The organism is Sphingobacterium micropteri (assembly GCF_014692515.1).
GTDB lineage: Bacteria > Bacteroidota > Bacteroidia > Sphingobacteriales > Sphingobacteriaceae > Sphingobacterium > Sphingobacterium micropteri.
On the sequence record NZ_JACOIK010000006.1, the window covers coordinates 81,245 to 104,114 of the forward strand.

14 protein-coding genes are annotated in these 22,870 nt (G+C 43.4%); 7 read left to right on the forward strand and 7 right to left on the reverse strand.

Annotated elements, in window-relative coordinates; translation table 11 throughout:
• Positions 1-6: 6 nt before the first annotated feature.
• Genes H8B06_RS09560 through H8B06_RS09590 form a run of 7 tightly spaced genes read right to left on the reverse strand, consistent with a single transcriptional unit; the run spans position 7 to position 13,707 of the window.
• Positions 7-1,122 (reverse strand): glycoside hydrolase family 130 protein, encoded by a 1,116-nt coding sequence (locus H8B06_RS09560; RefSeq protein WP_190994059.1) that lies wholly within the window; start codon positions 1,120-1,122, stop codon positions 7-9.
• Positions 1,123-1,130: 8 nt separating this feature from the next.
• On the reverse strand, positions 1,131-3,950 hold the full coding sequence (locus tag H8B06_RS09565) for an MGH1-like glycoside hydrolase domain-containing protein (RefSeq protein ID WP_190994060.1): 2,820 nt from the start codon (positions 3,948-3,950) through the stop codon (positions 1,131-1,133).
• A gap of 27 nt (positions 3,951-3,977) precedes the next feature.
• On the reverse strand, positions 3,978-5,798 hold the full coding sequence (locus H8B06_RS09570) for a hypothetical protein (protein WP_190994061.1): 1,821 nt from the start codon (positions 5,796-5,798) through the stop codon (positions 3,978-3,980).
• A gap of 21 nt (positions 5,799-5,819) precedes the next feature.
• A complete protein-coding gene (locus H8B06_RS09575) occupies positions 5,820-6,926 on the reverse strand; it encodes a glycoside hydrolase family 88/105 protein (protein WP_190994062.1) in 1,107 nt (368 codons plus the stop codon).
• A 24-nt stretch (positions 6,927-6,950) separates the two neighbouring features.
• Positions 6,951-8,354: a sulfatase family protein gene (locus tag H8B06_RS09580; protein ID WP_190994063.1), complete on the reverse strand. Its 1,404-nt coding sequence runs from the start codon at positions 8,352-8,354 to the stop codon at positions 6,951-6,953.
• Positions 8,355-8,365: 11 nt separating this feature from the next.
• The gene (locus tag H8B06_RS09585) at positions 8,366-10,381 is read right to left on the reverse strand and encodes a RagB/SusD family nutrient uptake outer membrane protein (RefSeq protein ID WP_190994064.1); all 2,016 of its coding nucleotides are present in this window, start codon (positions 10,379-10,381) and stop codon (positions 8,366-8,368) included.
• Between the two features lie 20 nt (positions 10,382-10,401).
• Positions 10,402-13,707 (reverse strand): SusC/RagA family TonB-linked outer membrane protein, encoded by a 3,306-nt coding sequence (locus tag H8B06_RS09590; RefSeq protein WP_190994065.1) that lies wholly within the window; start codon positions 13,705-13,707, stop codon positions 10,402-10,404.
• A 351-nt stretch (positions 13,708-14,058) separates the two neighbouring features.
• On the opposite strand from H8B06_RS09590, the gene H8B06_RS09595 reads away from it, so the two are divergent.
• The 7 genes from H8B06_RS09595 to H8B06_RS09625 all read left to right on the forward strand — a co-directional run bounded on the left by H8B06_RS09595 (position 14,059) and on the right by H8B06_RS09625 (position 22,848).
• Positions 14,059-15,156 (forward strand): family 43 glycosylhydrolase, encoded by a 1,098-nt coding sequence (locus H8B06_RS09595; RefSeq protein WP_190994066.1) that lies wholly within the window; start codon positions 14,059-14,061, stop codon positions 15,154-15,156.
• A gap of 14 nt (positions 15,157-15,170) precedes the next feature.
• A complete protein-coding gene (locus H8B06_RS09600; protein WP_190994067.1) occupies positions 15,171-16,301 on the forward strand; it encodes a glycoside hydrolase family 43 protein in 1,131 nt (376 codons plus the stop codon).
• A 141-nt stretch (positions 16,302-16,442) separates the two neighbouring features.
• Positions 16,443-17,723, forward strand: coding sequence for a Gfo/Idh/MocA family protein (locus H8B06_RS09605; protein WP_190994068.1), 1,281 nt, complete (start codon positions 16,443-16,445; stop codon positions 17,721-17,723).
• Between the two features lie 21 nt (positions 17,724-17,744).
• Entirely contained in the window at positions 17,745-19,130 is a 1,386-nt protein-coding gene (locus tag H8B06_RS09610) for a 3-keto-disaccharide hydrolase (protein WP_223857590.1), read from the forward strand.
• A 22-nt stretch (positions 19,131-19,152) separates the two neighbouring features.
• Positions 19,153-20,568: a Gfo/Idh/MocA family oxidoreductase gene (locus H8B06_RS09615; RefSeq protein ID WP_190994070.1), complete on the forward strand. Its 1,416-nt coding sequence runs from the start codon at positions 19,153-19,155 to the stop codon at positions 20,566-20,568.
• Positions 20,569-20,649: 81 nt separating this feature from the next.
• Positions 20,650-22,125 (forward strand): sulfatase family protein, encoded by a 1,476-nt coding sequence (locus tag H8B06_RS09620; protein WP_190994071.1) that lies wholly within the window; start codon positions 20,650-20,652, stop codon positions 22,123-22,125.
• Positions 22,126-22,245: 120 nt separating this feature from the next.
• Positions 22,246-22,848, forward strand: a complete 603-nt coding sequence (locus H8B06_RS09625) for an RNA polymerase sigma factor (RefSeq protein WP_190994072.1) — start codon at positions 22,246-22,248, stop codon at positions 22,846-22,848.
• Positions 22,849-22,870: the final 22 nt, after the last annotated feature.

The following is a 22,870-nucleotide window of genomic DNA, read 5'->3' on the forward strand; positions in this document are numbered from 1 at the left end:
TATTTATTAATTTCTGTTTTTGGGATTATAGATAGCAACGCCTACCTGGCTATCGGCACAACCGTAGTATAGAAACCATTTGTTCTTAAAATAGGCAAGACCTTGGATAAACACCGTGCCGTCCGGGTATTGTCCACTTTTTTCGAACGGCTCGGTGGGCACAAAGAAAGGTGTGTCTAGCCGACCGATAACCTTCGAAGGATTATTGATGTCAAAGAGTACCTGTCCTGCAGCATAGGTGTTAGCCGTATAATTTGTATCTCTACCGGCACCACCTTTATTTTTACCGTTGTACAACACTAAAATACCATGTTCAGTTAAGAGAGCCGGAGGGCCACATTCGGTCAAATCACTGTCAAAATAACCTCGGCGTGGTGTGACCACCAAATCCAGATCGCCCTTTTCATTTAAGGTGGGGACCCAATTGATGAGATCGTCCGATGTAGCAATATTCATATAGCGCTCGCCCCAATACATCATGTATTTTCCATTGACTTTGGTGATGACCTGTTTACCATTTTCTAATTTGGTAACGACAGATCCCGACTTGCAGAATAAATCCTTAAACTTTCCGTTATGCGCTGTCTGGAAAGCAGGGCCGTGTTTGGTCCAATTCTTTAAATCGCGCGAAGTAGCCACGGCCAGGCGTGCCACCTTCCGATTCCATTGGGTATAAAGCATCACATATAGACCATCCGCTGTGACAGCAATACGCGGATCTTCACAACCGCCGGGCCATTCATTTTCTTTCTGTGCATCCTCGTCGGGATAAAATACAGGTTTCTTCTCCCGCTTCATGTGAATACCATCTTTACTTTCGGCAATCCCGATACGGGAGGTACGTTTGCCGATACCCATGCCGGATTTGTCTTCTCCGCGGTAGAGGACGTATATGCGATTATCCTTTACGACAGCCGCAGGATTGAAAATGTCACCCGCCTCCCAAGCGATTTCCTGTTTGCTCATTGGATCAAAGAAGGTGGTGTTTGGATCAGGGGAGATAATGGGGTTCACGCCCTCCGGCCGCACGAATGGGCCCAGAGACCAGTTATGGTGTATTTGTTGTGCTGGCGAATACAGTACAACAGATAGAAAGAGTAGGAGCAAGTGGAATCGTATCATAATATCGTTTATTGCGGTTTTATTTCTAAATTAAAAATTTTGTTGTGTTTTTTCTCCAGGGCAATTTTTATCGTGTATAATCCATCGAGTACTTTATTCAGCGGGACACTTTTGCCATTGAGCGTGGCTTGGTAATCGTAGGCATCATTCAAGCAGAAAAGCAGCGAGGAGGAATGCTCACCTTGGTCTGCAAACAATCGAAACTGGCCCTCAAATCCATTGTTTTCCGCATAGAATTTTTGTGCAAGTGGCCATACATTGAATCCGTGCGTCACGTTTCCAGGTCGATATAAGGAATTGAACCAATTCAGCACGGGCGAAGATAGTGCCCCAAACTGATGCCAACCACCGCCGTTTCCCGTTTCTACACTAAAATTTTCCCAACAGTTATATGTCGCTTCTGTTTCTCTTTTCCAAACGTCCAATGCCGTTTGCGCAATCTGTATCGCCTTTTCTGGTTCATCCAGATCCAACATGGTCTTCCAGATAAACCATTGATGTGGCATCCACACTCTGCCGTTCCAATACCCGTCTTTGTTGTAGTATGGTGCGGATTGATCGATTGCGGTAATGCCTTGGTCTGTCCATAAGTTATTTTTGCTGAAGATATGATCGACTAACCGTTTCTGCTGCTCAGGGGTACATATACCAGCAATTAATGGGCTAATGCCATCGATACCCATGTTGAAATTAACACCGGAATCATGTTGCAATATAGTCGTAGGTTCTCCCTGTTCATCATGTTGCACATAACCAAAATAACCGGATGTTTCATCCCACGACCAGGTTTGCAAAGCTTTGCTATATAGCTGGATATCTTCATCGTAATTTTTTATATCTTGTCGGTAGCCTAAATGCGTTGCCGCCATTTTCAGTAATTTGGCGAATCGGATCTGATGCGAGGTGTTGACGGTCGCCGCTGTAGATTTTGCCCGTTTATGTCTGTGCATATATACTTGCGGGCTGTAGTCGTCCCATCCGCCAGAGTTATAGAATATATCCCAGGTTTGTATCAAATTTGATTTAAGTTTTCGTGTAGACGAGCTTTCCAAGCCATTTAGATAGTCATAATAACGTTTCAGTCGTGGATAAAAGTACGCGAGGTACTCTTTATTTTGCGTGTCGTTCCACAGCTCATTAAAAAGATATGCTTGCACGGGTAGTGGAGTGCCGTGCTCTAAGAAGGCAGATTGCTCATTAACGCCCATGGTATAGGCATTGAGGCTCTCCAGTGCACGCCCTAAATTCAATTTGCTATAACCCAAACCGATGAAGCCCGCGTCCCAAGTGTAAAACGCGCTCCACCTCTTGCCGGGTGTCGTGTGTTTAAGATATTTATTGCCGGCAAATGTCGGATAGTTAACGTTGGTAAGCGTGGTTGCCGCCATAAGCTGCTGGCTGAAAATATAAGGTTCGCCAGCTTTGTTTACTTGCCAACGATCGGAGATAGCTGGTTGCTGCCGGTAAATTCTTTCGATAGTTGGCTCATCAAAATGAAAGTCTTTCATTTTGCGCAGCACCTCCTCCATGCTATTCCCATAAACAACATACGCGTACCGGTTTACCTCCTGACCAGGAGCAACAACTATCGGAGCCGCGTAAATATTTTCAAAGTAATCCCTATTGTTGCCGCCTATTTTTGATTTGTTGGTCGATCGGTGATCTTTTTTGATTAAATGATCAAGATGAGCTAATGCTTTGTCAGGGTTGTCGTCAAATAATATCCTCCGATCAGCAAGGCTATCGGTCCATAGTATACCATAGTACTCCTCTATATCGTCGTATTTATATATCGCAGCATGCCTTAAATCACTTTTGATTTCTTGCGGTATCCGATTGATGGATTCTTCCTGAAATTTGATGTGTTTTATTTCATCTTGCTGCAGGAGCATGAATCCGTCTAACGCAATTTTGCCTTTGTTTAAGGTTTTTAGCGTCAAGTTCAGCGCACCATTTGGTATATCTTCGACAGCGATTGGTACTAGGGAGTACCCCTTTGTATAAGGCAGGGTCGCAGTTGTGCCGGTGTTATTGTTGAGGGAGATGCTTAGCTGCGCGTCATCCTGATCAACCGAACGGTAACGGATCAGCAGGACACCGTGCTGCAGATTTCGATCGTTTTTCAGGCTATAGGTGAGCTGCTCGCCCGAATTTTTTCCCGTTACAATGGCCGTTTTACTGGCGGCATTTTCATCTCTAATCTGACCTCTTAACTGTCCGTCGTAAATCAAATTGTAGTTAAAGGCTTTAATCGAATCTGTAAAGTCCAGATAATCGGAAGCTTGATTAAACACGACATCATGAGGTTTGATAATGGCCATCCTTTTTTGGTAAGGGTACTGGATCGAAGCGAAGATGTTGAGTGCCATGCTGCGGGTACGGTCTGTATTATTTACATAAGCCGCCCGAATAAGACGACTGTTTTCGTCTACTTTGCTAAACGAAACATCGCAGTATACCTGGTCTTTCCATTCCAGCTGAAACCTATAGGCAAAATAGGAAAGGTCTGCTGAGGCATCCCACGGATGATAACCGGACTCCCGTTGCGTGCTGGCCAATGGTGTGACGTTTCGAAAATAGAGCGAGGGCTGTACCACCACATCAAATCGAATACCGTCATTTTTTGCAGGCACATGCGATATGCCGTTAAATTTAGTGGAATAGGGACCCCATGCCGGTAAAGCCATGTCGTGTGTGTTTTCCAGCGACTGGGTAAAGCCCGGTACCCACGCTTCATAGATAGTGGGTGCGGGCTGGGCAGAAAGATTTGTCACCGATGTCAGCATCAGTATGGTAAAGGATAAGTAGTCTAATAGTGACTTTATCATACTTGTCGTGTATCGTTTCGTCTCATTTTATAGTCCTGTAATGGGTATCCATTTCGTTGTGCTTGTTCCACTCGTGCTTGTCAGGGCATCTTCGCCATTTTCGCTATCGTGAAGAGCGAAATTCACCAATAATCGTCCCGATTTGATTGTTAACTTGGACCGAGGAATAGATAATTCCACTATATAGCCGTGATCACGGTCGAAGTTGGCGTCAAGCGTACCTTTGAAGTTGGATTTAACATTTGCATCTAGACCGCCATTCGTCCATCCACTGGTGTACATGGAGGTCTGTTTCAACCCATCATATGCTACTTTGAGTCGGTAGGCTCCTTCACCCAAGACGTCCTTGTCTGCAGCGCTTATATAAATCATGGCGTAGTCATCCTTGGAAAGCATGTGGTCGAGCACCTCGACTAAGAAATATACACTGTCATTATTTGCTGCTATGCGGAGCGTGGCTTGTGCCTGTGATTTTTCACCTACAAAAAGCGCTTCGTCGGTATTTTTCCAGTCGGCATTGTCACCATCTACTTCAACGTTTCGCTGTACAGCATGAATACGATGATTAAGTATAAATTTAGCTAGTGTAACTTCGCCTTTCCCGGTGTTTGGCATCACACCGATAATTTGGTGACTATCCTCTAGTTCCAATGAACCCCAATACCCACTGGTGAATACAGAAGGAGAATAGTTTTCACCGAAGTTACGTGCTTTTGCATCGCCCATCTTGAGATGAAATCTGGAATTGTGGTTGTATGAAAGAACGGTCTCTCCCGATGGGAACTGTCTAAGATAGGGAGCGCTACCTGCGAAAGCAAGGTCATTGCGATCTTCAGGACCTTCTTCATCCACGGAAAGATGCTCCCATTGACCGTCTTCGCCAGAGTAGGCAAACGATATGTGATAACCACCAATATTGGCTTCAAGTGCAGCCGCCAGTTCGTTGCTCTCGTTTAATTTGATCACGGAAGGCATTTGGTTATTAAAATATGTATTTCCGTCCTTCACGTGTTTTGTCCGTAGCACGTAATAAGGATCTGAACCGAAAGAAGGTGTCCAGGTGTGGCCATTGTCGTTGGACACAACCATGGCCGTACCGGTGTCTGTTCCTTCAATAAGGGTACGATCACTATCCGTAAAATAACAGTGGATTTCACCCGAAGGTAACTGCAACAAATAGGGTTCCCAGTTGACGCCTTGATAAATCTCTATGGGTTCGCTCCAAGTTTTTCCGTGGTCTGTGCTCCGTCGCAACGCAAGGCCGGCATCGAGCGGCCTCTCCCGGTAACCAACATTGGCACGGTATGAAGCTACCGCTACGATATCCCCGTTAGCTAATACGAGCGCGTCGCAGGTCGCGAATCGACGTTCATTTTCTCCGCCTTTGCTGTCGACAATCCTATAATTCTGATAGATTTTGCCTTTTGGTGTCCATGTCACCAAATCATTACTAAGGGCGTAATCGCAACTCGCACCGATGGTTTGCGGAGCATTGTGGTAAAATAGGATATAAGTCCCATTGGCCAACTTTTTAATACGTGGATAACGCGGATTATCAACACCAAGACCAGTCTTACCGATGCCGATGTAACTTCTGTAATTCATTTTCAGGGATGAACGAGAGGTGAAATCAGCATGGGAATTGAGAACTGGCGCTCCTTGATTGAGCTGTTCGATAGGTGTGATCTGCAAATCTATTACCGGACTTTCAGGATCACCTTTCTTTGGTTCTTCTGGTTTGGGTTCATCGGGTTTCTGTGGATCAGCTCCTTTCTCACATGCCGCCAATAAACAACATACCGTAGTGAATAAAAGGCCCGTTTTGATTATACTTTTCTTCCAATTCATAACTTCTGCTGTTAGTCCATGCTATTTTCCCAGTAGAGCGGCCGCACACCAAAGATAAGGCGCCTGTCCATGAAGATCTCCCGGATTACGTGGGCGGTCATAGTAGTATTGCTTATCGTTCTTTTTTCCCGTTCCGATGCAAATCTCTGTCACGTTGTTGCGATCGTCAATAAAAGGGATCATCGCTAGCCAAGCCTTACGAGCTGCTGGGGCATATTCTGCCGCATCTAACCAGCCTTCCTGCACACCGACAATAAAAGCATAGGTGAACATGGCTGTTCCAGAAGTTTCTGCCCAAAATGTCGGTTCATCAATCAATTGGTTCCACATGCCGCTTGGTTGCTGGTGTTCTTTCAAGCTTTTCATCATCTTTAAATAGCCTTCCATGATACGGGGACGATCTGGATGGTCTTCGGGCATCATGCGCATAAGATCGGGCATACCGACAGCCATCCACCCGTCTCCACGTGCCCAATAATAGGGTACATCCGGAGCATGATAGAACAATCCGTTCGGGCGTTGCAACTCATCTAGATACATCACCATTTCTTTGGCCGCGCGGTCTAGGTATTTCTTGTCACCGGTCACTTTATAGGCTTCTCCTTGAACAACAGTAATCATGTACATATCATCGATCCAGAGACGTGTCTGCCAGGAGTACCCCTTATCTGCCCAAGCTTTCTCCTCTGCTTTGGCATTTGCGGGAACTTCCCATTGGGTATCTGCATACTTTAACCCTAATTCTTTGTAACGCTCATCCTTATTGATTTGATAGAGTTTCAGTGCGAGACTTCCGAACATATTGTAATCCACGTGATTCATAGGAGGAAGCAACGCTTTTTCATACGTGAAAAATGGCTCGAACTTATTCTCTAGTTGTTTAATGAGTTTTTTGTCATCTGTTTTCAAGGCGTAGTCCAACGCCCCATTCCAGGCGCAGACGCTAGCGTAATGCATCCATCTCCCGGCATAAAGGTCATGTCGACTACCGACAAAATGATCGGCTAGCCGTTTTCCGACTTCCTTCGGTGTTGATCCTTTTGGAAAACTTTTTAATGAATTGTCTTGGGAAAATAGCAGTTGCAGCGAACATACTCCAACTAACAATAAAAATATCTTTTTTAACATAAGGTTTGTTTTTAGTGATTAGATTTAAAATTTTGTATCCATATTTATTCCAGAATCGCCTTGTTCTTTCATCCATTTTTGTAAGCGACTCGTATATTGTGTGATTAACGTTTTGTAAGCGGGTATTTCCGCCAAATTATTCAATTCATTCGGGTCTTGTTGCAAATCGTAGAATTCAATGGCTGGTTTGTATGAAATTCGGTTTGTTAATTTTGCTACTTCTTGATCTTGTTTTGCTTTCGCTATCCAAGTCGGCCATACCAATGTAGGATCTTTATCATTCATCATCCATTTGATAGAATAGGTGGCTTCCGGAAGGAGATTTAGAATAAGTTTATACTGGTTGTCGCGTATACTGCGCATCGGATAGGCTGGGCCTTCCGGAATGTTGTTGTGAATACCGAATGCTACGTCGCGGTGTGGTTTCTCTGGATGCGTCAATACCTTTTTGAAAGTTTTTCCATCGAGATCACTAATGGCTTTTCCCCCCGCAATATCGACAAGGGTAGGTGTAATATCTTCGTATTGTACGATCGCATCCGTTTCTATTTTAGCCTTCACTTTTTCTGGCCACCGAACGATCATGCCACTTTTCTGTCCATAGTCGTACAGCCCCCATTTACCGCCAGGAAATTGCGGCCCTTGTTCTCCTAGAAAAATAACGATGGTATTTTTATCCTGACCAGTCTTTTCCAACATCGCAAGAATATCGCCGACCTGATTATCTAAGCGCCTGACCTCCGCCAGATATTTACGAAACTCGGTACGGCTTTGTTCTGTATCTACCCAGTGTGCGGGTAGTATCAATTCCGCAGGGTTAAATTCACTTGGGTCTCCTACAGTCCACGGTGCATGCGGATTGTTACTCATAATGAATAGGCAATACGGCGAACCTTTTGTGATATAGTTTTGAACACTATCCAAAAAATAGACATCTGTCTTAGAGACACAATTGGGTTCAAAACCATCTACGCGGTCGAAAGGAAAGATCGCTTTTGGTTTCGTCATATGATCTTTTCCTGTGAGCCCTACGCGATATCCCAAATCCCCAAGATAATGAACAATACTTTTTAGTCCATCGTTCACAGGTTTGTGATTTTGATAAGCTCCATGGCGTGCAGGATATAAACCTGTCAATAACGAAGCTCTCGTGGGAATACACATCGCTTCCGAAGCAATCATGGAATTGAACTTTAGTCCTTCCGATGCAAGGCGGTCGATGTGCTTTGTCTCTAAGTTTTTTCCACCATAACAACTAAGTTGTTGAACATCAAGGTCATCCGCCATGATGATGATAATGTTTGGTCCGTTAGGATCATGGGACGTATTATTGACGTTTTGCGCAGAAGCTATTTGTAGATGTGTTACATATAGAAAGGCGAATAATAGGCTTTGAAGCCTATTATTCGTTCCGATAAAATTTTTCATATGATTATAAATTAATCTCCTGTGCTGTCTTCGTCGGCCACCGCTTCTTCCCACGTTTCCCATTTTGGTGTTGCTGGATCGTAGCCATCATAGCCATAGTTTTGTGCTAAGCGTCCTTTACTATTGGCGGTGATTGCGGAGTTGGGGATTGGCCAATGCATATTTTTTTTGTCCATTCGATAATGTGGATTACTATTACCAGGGGCATTGATCTGTATCGGACCCTTATTGTACATACTATAATGGACAATGCGTTGATACCAATAGCTACCGCCGTTCGCATCAGTTCCTTGCTGTTTGTCATAGTTTTCCAATGTATAGGTATTTCCCCATTCATCGGGTCTGCCGCTTCGAGCCAAGCATAGTGATACACGTTTCAATTCGACATTACGCCATTCTTCCCAATACAATTCGCGGGCGCGCTCATTCATGATATCGCCGATCGTTACCGCACCTGTGTAAAGTTCGCTGCATTGTGCACGTTGTCTTATTATGTTTAGGTCATCCTTGATCGTCGGGTCATTGGGGTTAATATAAAATTTAGCCTCAGCCCTTAGGAGATATGCTTCTGCTAAGCGGTAAAGGTACCAATCTGCATTACCACCATTCGTAGCACCGCGATACCCGTCGGAACCGACGATATTTGCTTCGGCGACGGGATCGTCTAAATATAACTTATAATGGGGTACATCGAACCAGCGACGAATAGTATCACTGCAAAGTAACTTTCCATTATCGTCGAATAGTGTCAACGGAGTTCCGAACGCAGAAGAAGCTTTATTATTGACGCGATAATCTTCCATCCGAACCCAATTACCGGTTTCGGAGCTGTGACGTAAATCGGTTTCGTCCATTACACCGTTTACCATCCAAAGGTTGGTCATATGAAAACGTGTAGGACGAAAAGTTCCTATACCACGACCCATGGCGCGCATGTAATCGTACTGTCGGTTATAATCGGGTGTTTCGCGACGTATATTCAGAAGCGCCTGACGTCCGTCTTTTGCCTGCACCCTATTGTCGAAAACGAAAGGGTATAAGATACGCATGGTCAACATTTTTACAAATGATTCTGCGTCGGATCCGCGGTTCGGCATCCCCATAATAAGCTCTCGGTTTGCGGAAATTAATTTATTTTCAGCACGGTGTAAATCCCAAATCACATTGCGGGTGATCGGCCATGTTTCCGGTTCGCCGCCATCGTTAAAAGTACCGAAAGTGTTAGTCATAAGACTATATCCAGATTGTTCAATCAGGATATCCGTTTGTTCTTTCGCTTTTTCATACTCGCCGATAGCGAGATAACACTTTGCTAAAAGCATGCGACAGGCTCCTTTATTAACCATACCAATAAGCCCGATTTCGCTTTGCTCGGGTACCCATTCGACAGCGAATTCCATTTGACTTGTGATCATTTCTAGGATCGCTTCGCGTGTTGTGCTCCGGTAATTTTGTTTAGGAACTTCGAGTAACTTAGTTACAAGAGGTACATCACCATATTGAAATACCAAACTTAAATACCGGAAAGAACGATGGAAATAGGCTTGGCCTTTAAACATATTTTTGGTTGCATCATCCAATTCCTGAACGTCGTCCACGTAATGAAGTATAGTATTTGCATTCCTGATACCTTTGTATGTTTCGTCCCAAAAATACCAAAGACTATTGGTTCTATCTAAATTGTTTTGGGTAGTACCATCATCACTAGTCGGTGTCAGCATATTGGCAACATCAGCCATCATATTACGCTTATCTGTTGCCGCAGCGACCATCAGTTCCGAAAAAATATATTCCGTGCCTAGTGAAAGCATTTCATTGTGATCTGTCATCCAGTACAGTTTTAGGTGACGATCGCAAATCGCCATTGTCGCCTCTATACCCGATCGTGTCGTAAAGGTAGTAGAAGGTTCATAAAAAGATAGTGGATCTGGATTTAGAAAGTCCCGGGAACAGCTACTGCCCAATAATGTTCCACCTATCAATAAGCCAAATGCAAAACGATTTATATGTGTTCTTATCTGCTTCATATCTCTTATTTCTTAATCTTCTAAAAAGTAAAGTTAAATCCAAGGGTAAACGTACGGGACGCCCATCTTGCATAGTAATCGTCGGGATTTACCTCCGGATCGCCATATTTCCAGTCCTGTGTCCAAAGCGCTGTATTGCGGATGGCACCAAATATCTTTATCCGATTGATATTATATGCGGATGTCCAGCGTTGCGGTAATGTATACCCTGCAGAGATATTGTCTAGACGAATAAACGATCGACTATATAATTTCTGTGCTCCGGCGGCTCCTGTTGGTCCAGTCGCTTCAATCCGTCCAAATTCATTAGTTGGGTTCTCAGGTGTCCAATATTCTTTAGCATGCAGATTAGCCAAGGCATATTGCATACGTCCACCATTATCATCGTTGTTTAGATAATTACCCGCTAATATTTTATGTCCCATGTACGAATAGAGCTGGAAAGAGAATGTGAAATCCTTCCATAATACAAATTCGTTGCGTAGAGACCAGTGATAGGGTGCGACACCTTCACCAAGAAATACTTTGTCGTTATTGTTGTAAACCGGAGTAACCGAACCGTCATCGTTCACAACGTCATCATCCGTATAGATATTTTCCACTTTTGGATCGCCGGGTTTCTGTCCGTATCGAGTCGCTTCATCAATCTCATGCGATTGCCAGATACCTGTTACCCGATAATCCCAAATGGTACTAATTGGCTGATTAATAAACCATTTGTTTTCTTCATCATCCATTTCTTTTCCGTCTTTATAATCATAATAAAGATTTTTTATCCTATTTTGATTGTAAGAAAAACCGAGCGTGGTTGACCACCGGAAGTTTTCATGCTCAATATTCCGCGTATTTAAGGCTATCTCTATACCTTTGTTTGTTACTAAACCTAAATTGGTATTAATTCTATTAAATCCAGAGAATCCAGCAAGACGCTGCTCCATAATCATGTCGTGTGTTCGCATATTGTAATATTCGAAAGTTCCCGATATGCGATCGTTAAGAAATCCAAAATCTAACCCAACGTTATATGCGGATGTCTTTTCCCATTCCAGATTCGGGTTAGCCAGTCGATCCATCATTAGGTAGCGGTATAATTCGAGTTGCCCAGAAGTGTTGAGGTAACCTTGCATCTTTCCTCCCCCTCGAGATAGGTTGGCTAGCGCCAGATACGGTGAGCCCAACGACCGATTGCCGTTCTTGCCATAGGAAACACGCAGTTTACCCGAATTCATGATGTGCTTCCATTTGTCAAAAAAAGGTTCATTGGAAAAATTCCAAGCTACCGCCAGCGACGGAAATATACCATAAGGGTCGGTGGAACCGAAGGCAGAATAGCCATCTCGGCGGACGGTGGCAGTCAGCATGTAACGCTCATCATAATTATAAAATAACCGAGCCATCAGCGCATCCGCAGTTTCGTGGGTGTCATTGCTCGAGTAGTTGCTGTCTTCTTTGCTTCCGAAGCCAACGCCGTGAAAGCCCAAAGCGTCAGAGGGTAAGATATTCCGCGCTTCTATTCGCTCAGACCAGTAGCGCAGTTGTTCTGCTTCTTGAACTAGTGTGACGTTAAAGCGATGCTTATCAGCAAAGGTTTGTTCCCAAGTAATAGTGTTGTTCAAGGACCAATCAAAACGTTTAGCTTGTTCCCTGTTAGCTCCGCGAGTTTTAGGATCCGATCCTGGTAATTCGGCTGACATAAAATACCGATCATAAAAGAACTGATAGCGGGGAGCCGCATTGAACGCATAAGAAATATTAAAGGGTAATTTGATGCGGGCCTGCAATATCGTATTGAATACGGTGTATCCTTTATCTAGTTCGAGAAACTGACGTTGAAAATCATAATTATATCCACGCTGGCTAAATTCCGAACTTAGCGGAAATTGTATTGGATTGCCCATTTCATCGGCATAGTCCGCATAAGGACTATTGCGCATCATTTGATCTATATCAATATCTACATTGCCGTCCGATCGGTCCTGAAAGTTGACGTTAGCGCCGAGCTCAAACCAATCCGTTACGTTGAAATTAACTTTCATATTGGAGCGTATTGCCCGATAATTGTCACTAACTAACGCCCCTTCATTCTTTAAATACCCCATCGAGAAATAATAATTTGCTCGTTCGGTGGCTCCGCTAACACTAGCGTTGTAATCTTGATCAAAACCCGTTCGAAACGTTTTGTCTGTCCAGTCTGTTACTTTGCCATTAATAAAATTGTCAAGCGCATTTCCTGTAAAGCCCAAGCGGCGTGCCCATATACTTAAATCGGATTCACCTTCGTCGTTGGTGCTATATGCACGCCAACCATCCAATGATATTGAGGATGGCAATTGGTCAGGACGCATAAAAAAACCCGGTTGACTAGCAAATACACCTGTTTGGTACGCTTCATACTCACCAGTTTCGGCGTTAACACCATACGTGTTTTTTGTCAACCAGTCTTGGCGATGCTGCATATAAGCTTCTGTATCCCATCTCTTCATGACAGAGGCAGGACCGGTAGCGCCGAAATTTGCTGTCACATTCACAACGGGTTTGCCCACCTTGCCCTTCTTAGTCGTGATAATAATCACGCCATTAGCGGCCTTTGAACCATAAACTGCGGCAGCGGAAGCATCTTTTAAAATATCGATTTGTTCAATATCGTCTGGATTTATTTCCGAGAGCTCACCATAAAAAAACATACCATCCATTACAATTAATGGGCTGTTATGGTTTCCATCCGTATAGACCGATCGTTGCCCACGTATTTGCAAAGAGCCTCCACCTTTTGCAGATGGATTAAACCCTGTGTTCACGCCGGGTGTGCCACGCAAGATATCTTGTACTGTCCTTGGGTTTTCGTTTGCAATCCGATCGGGTTTAATCTGTATAACAGACCCCGTTAAATCTTTTTTCCGCATCGTGCCATATCCCACAACGACTACTTCTTCCAGCGCATCGGTGCCGCTCGATAAAGAAACATTAATCACATTTTGTGATCCGATTTGCAGTTCCTGCATTTCGTAACCTATAAGTGTCACAACCAGCGTTTGTGCCGTACTAGGAATGGATAAGCTATATTGGCCTTGCTCATCAGAAGCTACGCTAAGAGAAGTTCCTTTAACCATGATGGTTGCACCTGCTAAAGGTGTGCCTTCCAAGTCGGTTACTCGGCCGCGGATTTCTTTGTTTTGTACATTCAGGTTTTCGACCCGTACGGCTGAACTTGCCGCCGATGTAGCATTCGGACTACTGACGGCAATCAAACAAAATAGGCAACTGGCCGATATCCATTTCGTTTTCGCCAACCAAAAATGGCGCTTAGTTTTGTAAGGAATTAACATAAGACTTATATTAGTTACATCTTTAAAACATGTTTATATTGGTTTCTTAACAGAAACTTAACAGACAAAGTTTGGTAATATTCAACGATAGAAATTGCTTGATTGTATCAATAAATTGTTGTTTTGTCTCAATCATAAAACATTTGCTTTTTACAGAATAGGGCTGTTTGATGATACAAAATGATTTCTTTTTGACTTGAAATGGTTACTTTTAATGAGAAGCGTTCCGCATTTTTGTCTCTGGCTTTTATAAATTTTTATATAGACCGCAGTGCTTTGTAGAAAGCACAATTATAAACGTATTATTTAAGCTTAACCTTGATCGTTATTAAATCAGTAGTATACATACGAATGAAGAAAAAAAGTAAAAAACTTATCTTGCCTTTTTTGTCAGTTATTTCCTCTTGTCTATATCTTGCTTGCGCAACCAGCACAGGCGGCCAGGGACAAGGTTATCGCCAAAAGGAGCCGGAGGTTAAAAATCAATTTACCAATCCTGTTTTTGAACCCATTCTGGCTGATCCCACTGTGCTGAGGGATCCTATTTCGGGAAGCTTTTATGCTTACGGTACCCAAGACGATTGGGGAGATGGAGCGGGAAGTAGACTGGTTCCTGTATTAAAGTCGCACGATCTGACCACTTGGGAAGTGGTGGGCGAAGCTTTTGAATCCATTCCTAGCTGGAAGAAAAGCGGAGGGATTTGGGCGCCAGAAGCGGTCTATCTGGACGGCAAGTATTTCCTATACTATGCATACTCAACCTGGGGCGATGCGAATCCAGGTGTTGGTGTGGCGACCGCAGACAAGCCGGAGGGGCCATTTAAAGATCACGGGAAAATTTTTGATAGTAAATCAATTGATGTGCCGAATTCCATCGACCCCTTTTTATGGGAGGAGAATGGTGAGAAATTCTTGTTCTGGGGGAGTTTTGACAATGGTCCTAAACAAGGTACCTTTGGCGTTCCTTTGCAGGGAGATGGCTTAGCCATTACGGATGCTAATTCAAAGTTTAAAATTGCAGCCGGAGATTTGGAAGCAGTTATAATTCATAAACGTGATGGGTATTACTATTTTATCGGTTCGCGTGGCTCGTGTTGCGAAGGAGTGCGTAGCACATACCATATGGTCGTCGGAAGATCCAAAAACCTGCAAGGACCTTATTTAGATAAAGAGGGACGTGATCTACAAGAGCGCGGAAATGGTACATTAATCTTAAAAGCAAATGATAAATTTGTAGGAGTCGGACATGGTTCGCGCATTGTAACGGATGATGCCAATCAAGATTGGATATTATACCATGGAATTGACGTAGAAAAAGGAAAAGTTTCCGGCGGCGCAAGCAGACGGATGTTATTTCTAGACAAAGTTGATTGGGTAGCTGGTTGGCCAATTATTAACGATGATATGCCGAGTACGAATGCACAGAATAAACCATATTTTAAGCAATAGAAAAATTGAGAAACATGAATAAATATTTTTTTACCGGAGTAGCGCTGCTATTCACCGTGATATCGTGCAATAACGGTAGCACGCAAAATCAAGATAAGAAAGAAGCCGAGGAAAAAACGGAGGTTTATGGATCTAATAACCCATTGGATGTCGCATTTGGCGATCCATTTATTGTCTATGATAATGAATCGGATATGTATTACATGTATGGAACCGGTGGTGTGAAAAACGGTTTCATGGCCTATTCGTCCAAAGATTTAAAGACTTGGGAAAAACGCGGTCAGGTCTATTCGTCAGATCAAGAGAAGTCATGGGGAACAAAAGATTTTTGGGCGCCAGAGGTATATAAACGCAATGGGAAGTACTATATGTTCTATAGTGCGCATTGGAAGAACAATCCGAACAACGAATTGGAAAATTATAAAATCGGTGTGGCTGTTTCGGAGAGTCCCACAGGTCCATTTGAAGATATGACGGGAGAGCCTCTTTTTGATCCGGGTTATCCCATTATCGATGCCAATGTTTATTTCGCCGAGGACGGTAAGTTGTATTTATATTATTCGAGATGCTGCTACAAACACGCAGTGGAATCCGAAATTGCAGATTGGGCGCGCGAGAAAAAAATGTTTAATGAAATCGAAGAAAGCTGGATTTATGGCGTGGAGTTAGCAGGTGATTTCTCTTCTGTCATTGGAGAACCGGTGCTCTTGCTTAGACCGCCTGTTTCCATGAGTGATCAACAAGCGGAATGGGAAAGCCGATCGGTAACTTCTGGTGAAGTAAACCGTAGATGGACCGAAGGATCCTATCTGATGAAGCATAACGATACCTATTACATGATGTACTCTGCAAATTTCTTTGGTGGAAAACACTACGCAGTGGGTTACGCAACAGCAAATAGTCCGCTAGGGCCGTTTCAGAAATCGGAAACAAATCCTATTTTACAAAAAAATACAGAAAGTGGCGGTATCGTATCGGGTACTGGGCATAATAGTGTGTTGAAAGACCGGGACGGAAAGATGTGGTGTGTATACCATGGCAGAACAAGTAAAACCGGCGACGATCGCTTGGTATTTTTAGATGAGTTGCAGCTAACAGAAAATGGAGAATTAAAGGTTAACGGACCCACGGTTAAAGCAGATTAAACCCCTTTAAAATTACAACGTTTTCGTAAATTAAATATTACGCGTGCAGAAACTACGTTCGATATTCTTTACATTTGACTTAATTGTAAGCCCGAAAGAATAAGATTGAATTTCTTGAAATCGGAAAAAATAAAGTACGCAATGAACAGAAAAGATTTTATAAAGATTTCATCGATTTTTGCTGCATCTGCTTTTATGCCTTTTTCTGAAGCTCTTGCTGGCCAAGCACTCCTTAGGGTGGGCTTGATCGGCGCGCACGGAATGGGATGGGCAAATTTAAATGCGATATTGAAGAATGCGAATGTGCGATGTACTGCGCTGTGTGATGTAGATGAGAATGTGTTGGAAAAACGTTCCGCTGAACTAGCTGAGCGAGGTATAAAAGTCAAAACATTTGTTTCCCACCAAGATATGTTGGCGGAAGATATAGTCGATGTGGTCATTATCGCCACGCCTGATCACTGGCATTGTCTACAGCTCATAGACGCCGTCAAATCGGGAAAGCATGTTTACCTGGAAAAGCCAATTGGTAATTCCGTACAGGAATGTGATTTGATGGTCAAGGCCGTTGATAACAGTTCAAGTATCGTGCAGGTGGGTCAGTGGCAACGAAGTCAGCAACATTTTCGGGATGCTATTGATTTCGTGCATTCGGGGAAATTAGGAAAAGTAAGAACGGTAAAGGCATGGTCCTATGTGGATTGGAAAAAAACTATTGACAAAAAGCCGGATGCGCCGGTTCCTGCAGGTGTACATTATGATCGATGGTTAGGTCCAGCACCTCGGAGACCTTTCAATCCAAATCGTTTCCATTTTGAGTTCCGTTGGTTTTGGGATTATGCAGGTGGACTCATGACCGACTGGGGCGTGCATATGCTGGATTATGCGCTACTGGGCATGAAAGTTTCCGATCCGATATCTGTTATGGCTTCTGGTGGTAAATATGCAGATCCAAATGGTGCTGCGGAAACACCGGATACCATGAATGTGGTTTATGAATTTGAAGACTTCAGTATACAGTGGGAGCACGCTTTGGGATTAGGGCTGGGACCATACGGAAGAAATCATGGTGTTGCTTTCATTGGTAACAATGGTACCCTGGTTTTGAATCGAGATGGCTGGGAGGTCATTCCGGAAAAAGGAAAAATGGAAGCGGTTTCCCTTCAAAAACCGAAAGACAATGGGTTGGACGTTCATATGCAGAACTTTGTGCAGGCGATAGCAAAGAGAGATCGTAACCTGTTGCATGCGCCTATCCACGTTGGGGCGCATATCGCCAATTTCTGTCAGATGGGGAATATTGCCTATCGGACAGGTGAGAAACTATATTGGGATAAGACGAAACATAAGTTTACGGACAAAAAGGCCAACAGTTATTTATTAGCAGAATACCAGAATGGATATAAATTGCCGAAAGTTTAGGGCGTTTAAAATAAAATGAAAATGAACACAGTATCAAAATTTTTAATTGCTGCGGTTGCAGGAATGATAGCTTACCAGCCTATACAGGTGGAAGCACAACAAAGTAAAGGAAAATGGAAAGACCTGTTTGATGGCAAAACACTACAAGGGTGGAAGCCAGTGGGCGGAAAAGCTCCGTATACCGTGGAAGATGGTGCGATAGTAGGAACGATGACCAAAGGTACGCCTAACTCTTTTTTGATTACAGAGCAGGAATATGGTGATTTTATCTTGGAGGTTGATGTAAAATTAGAGGGAGATAGAACGAATTCCGGTATCCAGACACGTAGTCATTACGATGCTAATGCAAATAATGGTGAAGGTAAGGTATATGGCAGACAAGTAGAGATTGATCCCTCCGAACGCGCATGGACTGGCGGTATCTACGACGAAGCGCGTCGTGGATGGCTCTATCCCTTGGACCTGAATGAGGCGGCAAAATCGGCTTACAAAGCGAATGAGTTTAACCGTATACGCATCGAGGCTATTGGTGATGAAACACGCACATGGGTGAACGATATTCCCGTATCCCATGTTATTGATACAATTGACAGAACGGGTTTTATAGGTCTGCAGGTACACAGCATCTCCGCTGATCTACACGGTAAGAAAGTATACTTTAAAAATATCCGCATCCAAACACAAAAACTGAAACCGAAACCCTTTTCCAAAGATGTATTTGTTGTTAACCTGAAACCTAATGACTTAAGCAGTGCGGAAAAGAAATCAGGTGTTAAATTGTTGTTTGATGGCCACAAAGCGGATCAATGGCGTAGCGTACGTGGCGATGAATTTCCGGCGAAAGGATGGAAAGTAGGCAACGGAGAGATTACCGTAATGAAATCGGACGGTGGTGAGTCTACCAATGGTGGCGATATCATTACAAAAGATCAATATGCTGTTTTTGACTTATCTTTTGAGTTTAAACTGACGCCAGGGGCAAACAGTGGGGTGAAATATTTTGTGACACTGAAAGAAAAAACTAAAGGTTCTGCGATCGGGCTTGAGTTTCAGGTGCTTGATGACGAAAAGCACCCAGATGCAAAAATGGGACGTGACGGAAACCGGACGCTAGCCTCCTTGTATGATCTGATCACATCTAATAAAGACCGACGTGCGCGCCGGCCAATAGGCGAATGGAACCGTGGTCGAGTAGTTGTCTCGGAAGACAATACGGTCACACACTATTTGAACGGTGTGAAGATGGTTGAATACAAACGTGGATCGCAAGATTATCTTGATCTGGTTGCGAAAAGTAAATATAAGGACTGGGATAATTTTGGACAGGCACCACAGGGACATATCCTGTTGCAAGATCATGGAGACAACGTATCTTTCAGAAATATTAAGATCAAGAAAATTAAGTAATTACCGCTAAACAAAGAAAAATATGAACCATTATCTATCACGTCGTAGTTTTATCGGCCGTGCCGTCATGGCAGGCGGAGGTGTACTATTGGCGAATAGCGTTTTAGGGAAAATACCTTTCGCCTCTGCGAATGAGCGAGTGAATCTGGCTTGCGTAGGCGTAGGAAATCGCGCAGGTGAAATCATCCGTGATCTGTACAAAACAGGGCTTTGTAATATTGTTGCGCTGTGCGATGTCGATATGAATGCCAAACATACACAGGCTATTTTAAAGATGTTTCCAGACGTTCCTCGTTTTCAAGATTTTAGGGAAATGTTCGACAAAATGGGCAATCAAATTGACGCGGTTTCGATCGGTACGCCGGATTTTGCCCATTTCGCGATAACCATGACGGCTTTGGAGCTGGGCAAGCACGTATATGTCGAGAAGCCGATGGCGCAGACATTCTGGGAAGTAGAACTGATGATGCAAAAAGCACGGAAGCATAGTAAGGTGGTCACCCAAATGGGTAACCAAGGGCATTCCGAAGCAAACTATTTCCAGTTCAAAGCGTGGAAAGATGCTGGAATCATCAAGGATGTCACCCGGATTGATGCACATATGAATAATGCACGCCGTTGGCACACTTGGGATCCAAATATGAAAAATTTTCCACCGGCAGAAAAGATTCCATCTACCTTAGATTGGGAATTATGGCAAATGCAAACGTTGGGACATGACTACAACAAAGATTTTGTCAACGGTCAATGGCGCTGTTGGTATGATTTCGGAATGGGAGCATTGGGCGACTGGGGTGCACATATCTTGGATACCGCACACGAGTTTCTGGAACTGGGTCTGCCCACACAGGTGGAGGCTACGTATTTGGAAGGACATAACGCTTTCTTTTTCCCTATGTCGTCCACCATTAAGTTCCATTTTCCAAAACGGAAAAAAATGCCGGCTGTAGACATCACCTGGTATGATGGATTGGACAACCTACCTGAAATTCCAGAAGGCTATGGTGTTTCGGGGTTAGATCCTAATATTCCGCCACCGAGTACAGGTGAATTGGAGCCGGCAAAGCTTAACCCAGGAAAGATTATCTACGGAAAAGACCTGACTTTTAAGGGAGGTTCCCACGGGAGTACACTGCAAATTATTCCGGAGTCGAAAGCTAAGGATTTAGCGAATAAGCTTCCAGAGGTTCCGCAGTCTCCTTCTAACCATTTTGCGAATTTCTTAAAAGCTTGTAAAGGCGAAGAAAAGACAAGATCATCTTTTGATATTGCGGGACCGTTGAGTCAAGTGTTCTGCTTAGGAGTCATCAGCCAGCGATTAAACGGCAAAATAGAATTTGACCCTATAAAAAAAGAGATTACTAACGATAAATTTGCAAATGCATTGTTGGTAGGACCGCCACCAGCTAAAGGTTGGGAACAATATTATAAAGTCTAAGGAAACAAAAAAGGAACTGAAAGCCAGTTCCTTTTTTGTTTCACTCAAATACATCGTATCGCTAATCAAAGCGTAGAACACATGAAGAATTTAGTGTTATTTTTGATGGTGATAAATTTCATCATCTGCGGTGGCGACTTGACGGCCATTATGCCGACTGTACAGGCCCAGCAACCAAACAAACCAAATTTTGTTTTCTTTATTACCGATGACATTGGATGGGATGATTTAGCGTGCTACGGGAATCCAAACGTTAGGACACCAAATATCGATAGTTTGGCTGCACGAGGACTTAAGTTTGAAAATGCATACCTGACAACCAGTAGTTGTAGTCCAAGTCGTTCTAGTATTATTACAGGTCGATATCCACACAATACGGGAGCACCGGAACTACATGATCCGCTTCCTAAGGGTCAAGTCATGTTTCCACAGCTATTGAAAGAAGCAGGATATTATACGGTGTTGTCCGGTAAGAACCATATGGGGCCACAAACGAAGCACGCGTTTGATATGATTTCGCCAGGAAAGGGCCCGGGGGGAGAAGAGGATTGGAACGAGATTATAGAAAGCAGGCCTAAAGACAAACCGTTTTTCTTTTGGTTTGCGTCACACGATGCGCATCGCGACTGGCAGATTAACGATAAAGGAACCGTATACAATCCCGAGGATATCATCGTGCCGCCGATGTTATACGATGGCCCACAGACACGTGAGGATCTGGCAGCGTATTATCATGAAGTATCACGCGCGGATTACTATTTGGGGGAAATTGTCAAAGCACTGAAGAAACAAGGAGTTTTGGAGAATACGTATATCATCTTTATGAGTGACAATGGTCGGCCTTTTCCAAGAAATAAAGGAAGGTTATATGATAGCGGGATCAAAACGCCTTTCATTGTCTATGGCCCCGATGTAGATAAGGGGAGTACAACTGCTTTAATAAGCTCGGTGGATATTGCACCGACCATTTTGCATTTGACGGGTAATAAGATCGATGATCACATGCAAGGAGCAAGTTTTCATCCCATTTTACAGGACAAGGAATGGTCTCACCTCCGTGATTTTGTTTTTGCGGAGCATAACTGGCATGTTTTTCAGGCACATGAACGCATGGTACGATACAAAGATTGGGTATATATCCGAAATGCTTTTCCCGAACGTCAAAATTTGCTGGGTGAATCCACACGTCAGTTTCCTGCAGGACGGGAATTATGGGACGCTCATGAGAAGAAGTTGACTTCACCAGAGCAAGAGGATGTTTTTCTTGTTCCGCGTGAGCGCGAAGAATTGTACAATCTGGGTACCGATCCTTACCAGTTTAAAAATCTTGTTTCCGATAAAAAACACCAGGAATCACTCGATTACTTGCGGAAAGCGATGGATCACTGGATCGAAGAAACGGGCGATTCTGTTCCAAAACACCCTACACCGGATAGGGATGATGTGAACGGAAAGCGTTTGCCGGTAGAATGGAAAAAGGGGGAAAGAGCAGGGGCAAGTAAGCAGGCTGAAAGCATTAAATTAAAAGGACCTCTGAGGATACAGGATTTGCGGTGAAAATTATATCTGCCGCTAAAAAGATATCATAATTTTCGTATCTTCATGGCGCATAAATAGAAAGCGCTATATTATAAATCAAAAGTCGTAAATAACATCTTGCTATTGTAGAGATGGACTATGAAACACCTAAAAAGTCATACGGATGAAGCATTGGTTGTCTTATTGAATAATAACGACGAAAGAGCTTTTTTGGAGATTTATGATCGGTATAAAGATGAACTGGCGACTCATCTTATCCGGCTGCTACATTCCTCCGAATTGGCCGAAGAGGTGTTGCAAGAGGTGTTTATAATGTTATGGGAAAAGCGACATGACATGGATGCTTCAAAGTCCGTTCCGGCTTACCTATACCGGAGCGCAATAAATAAAACCAAGAATGTATTTCGTAAAATAGCGAACGACAATCGTCTGCGGGAAGAATTTCTGACGTACTGTAGAACGGCGAATAGTAATATCGTGGAGGAGTGGATGGAAAATAAGGAAATTCAACAATTACTGCAGACATTGTTAGATCGCTTACCACCTCAGCAAAAGAAAGTATATATGCTTTGCAAGCTTGATGGATTAAGCTATAAAGAGGTGAGTGAAAAGTTAAAAATATCGATAACGACTGTTAATAGTCATATTAGAAATGCCAATATTTTCTTAAAAGGAGAACTTAAAAATCAATCGGAGCTTTCTGGATTTTTATATACCGCGCTTATTCTTCTCTTTTTTTAATTTTTCTTGCTGATTATCAGTG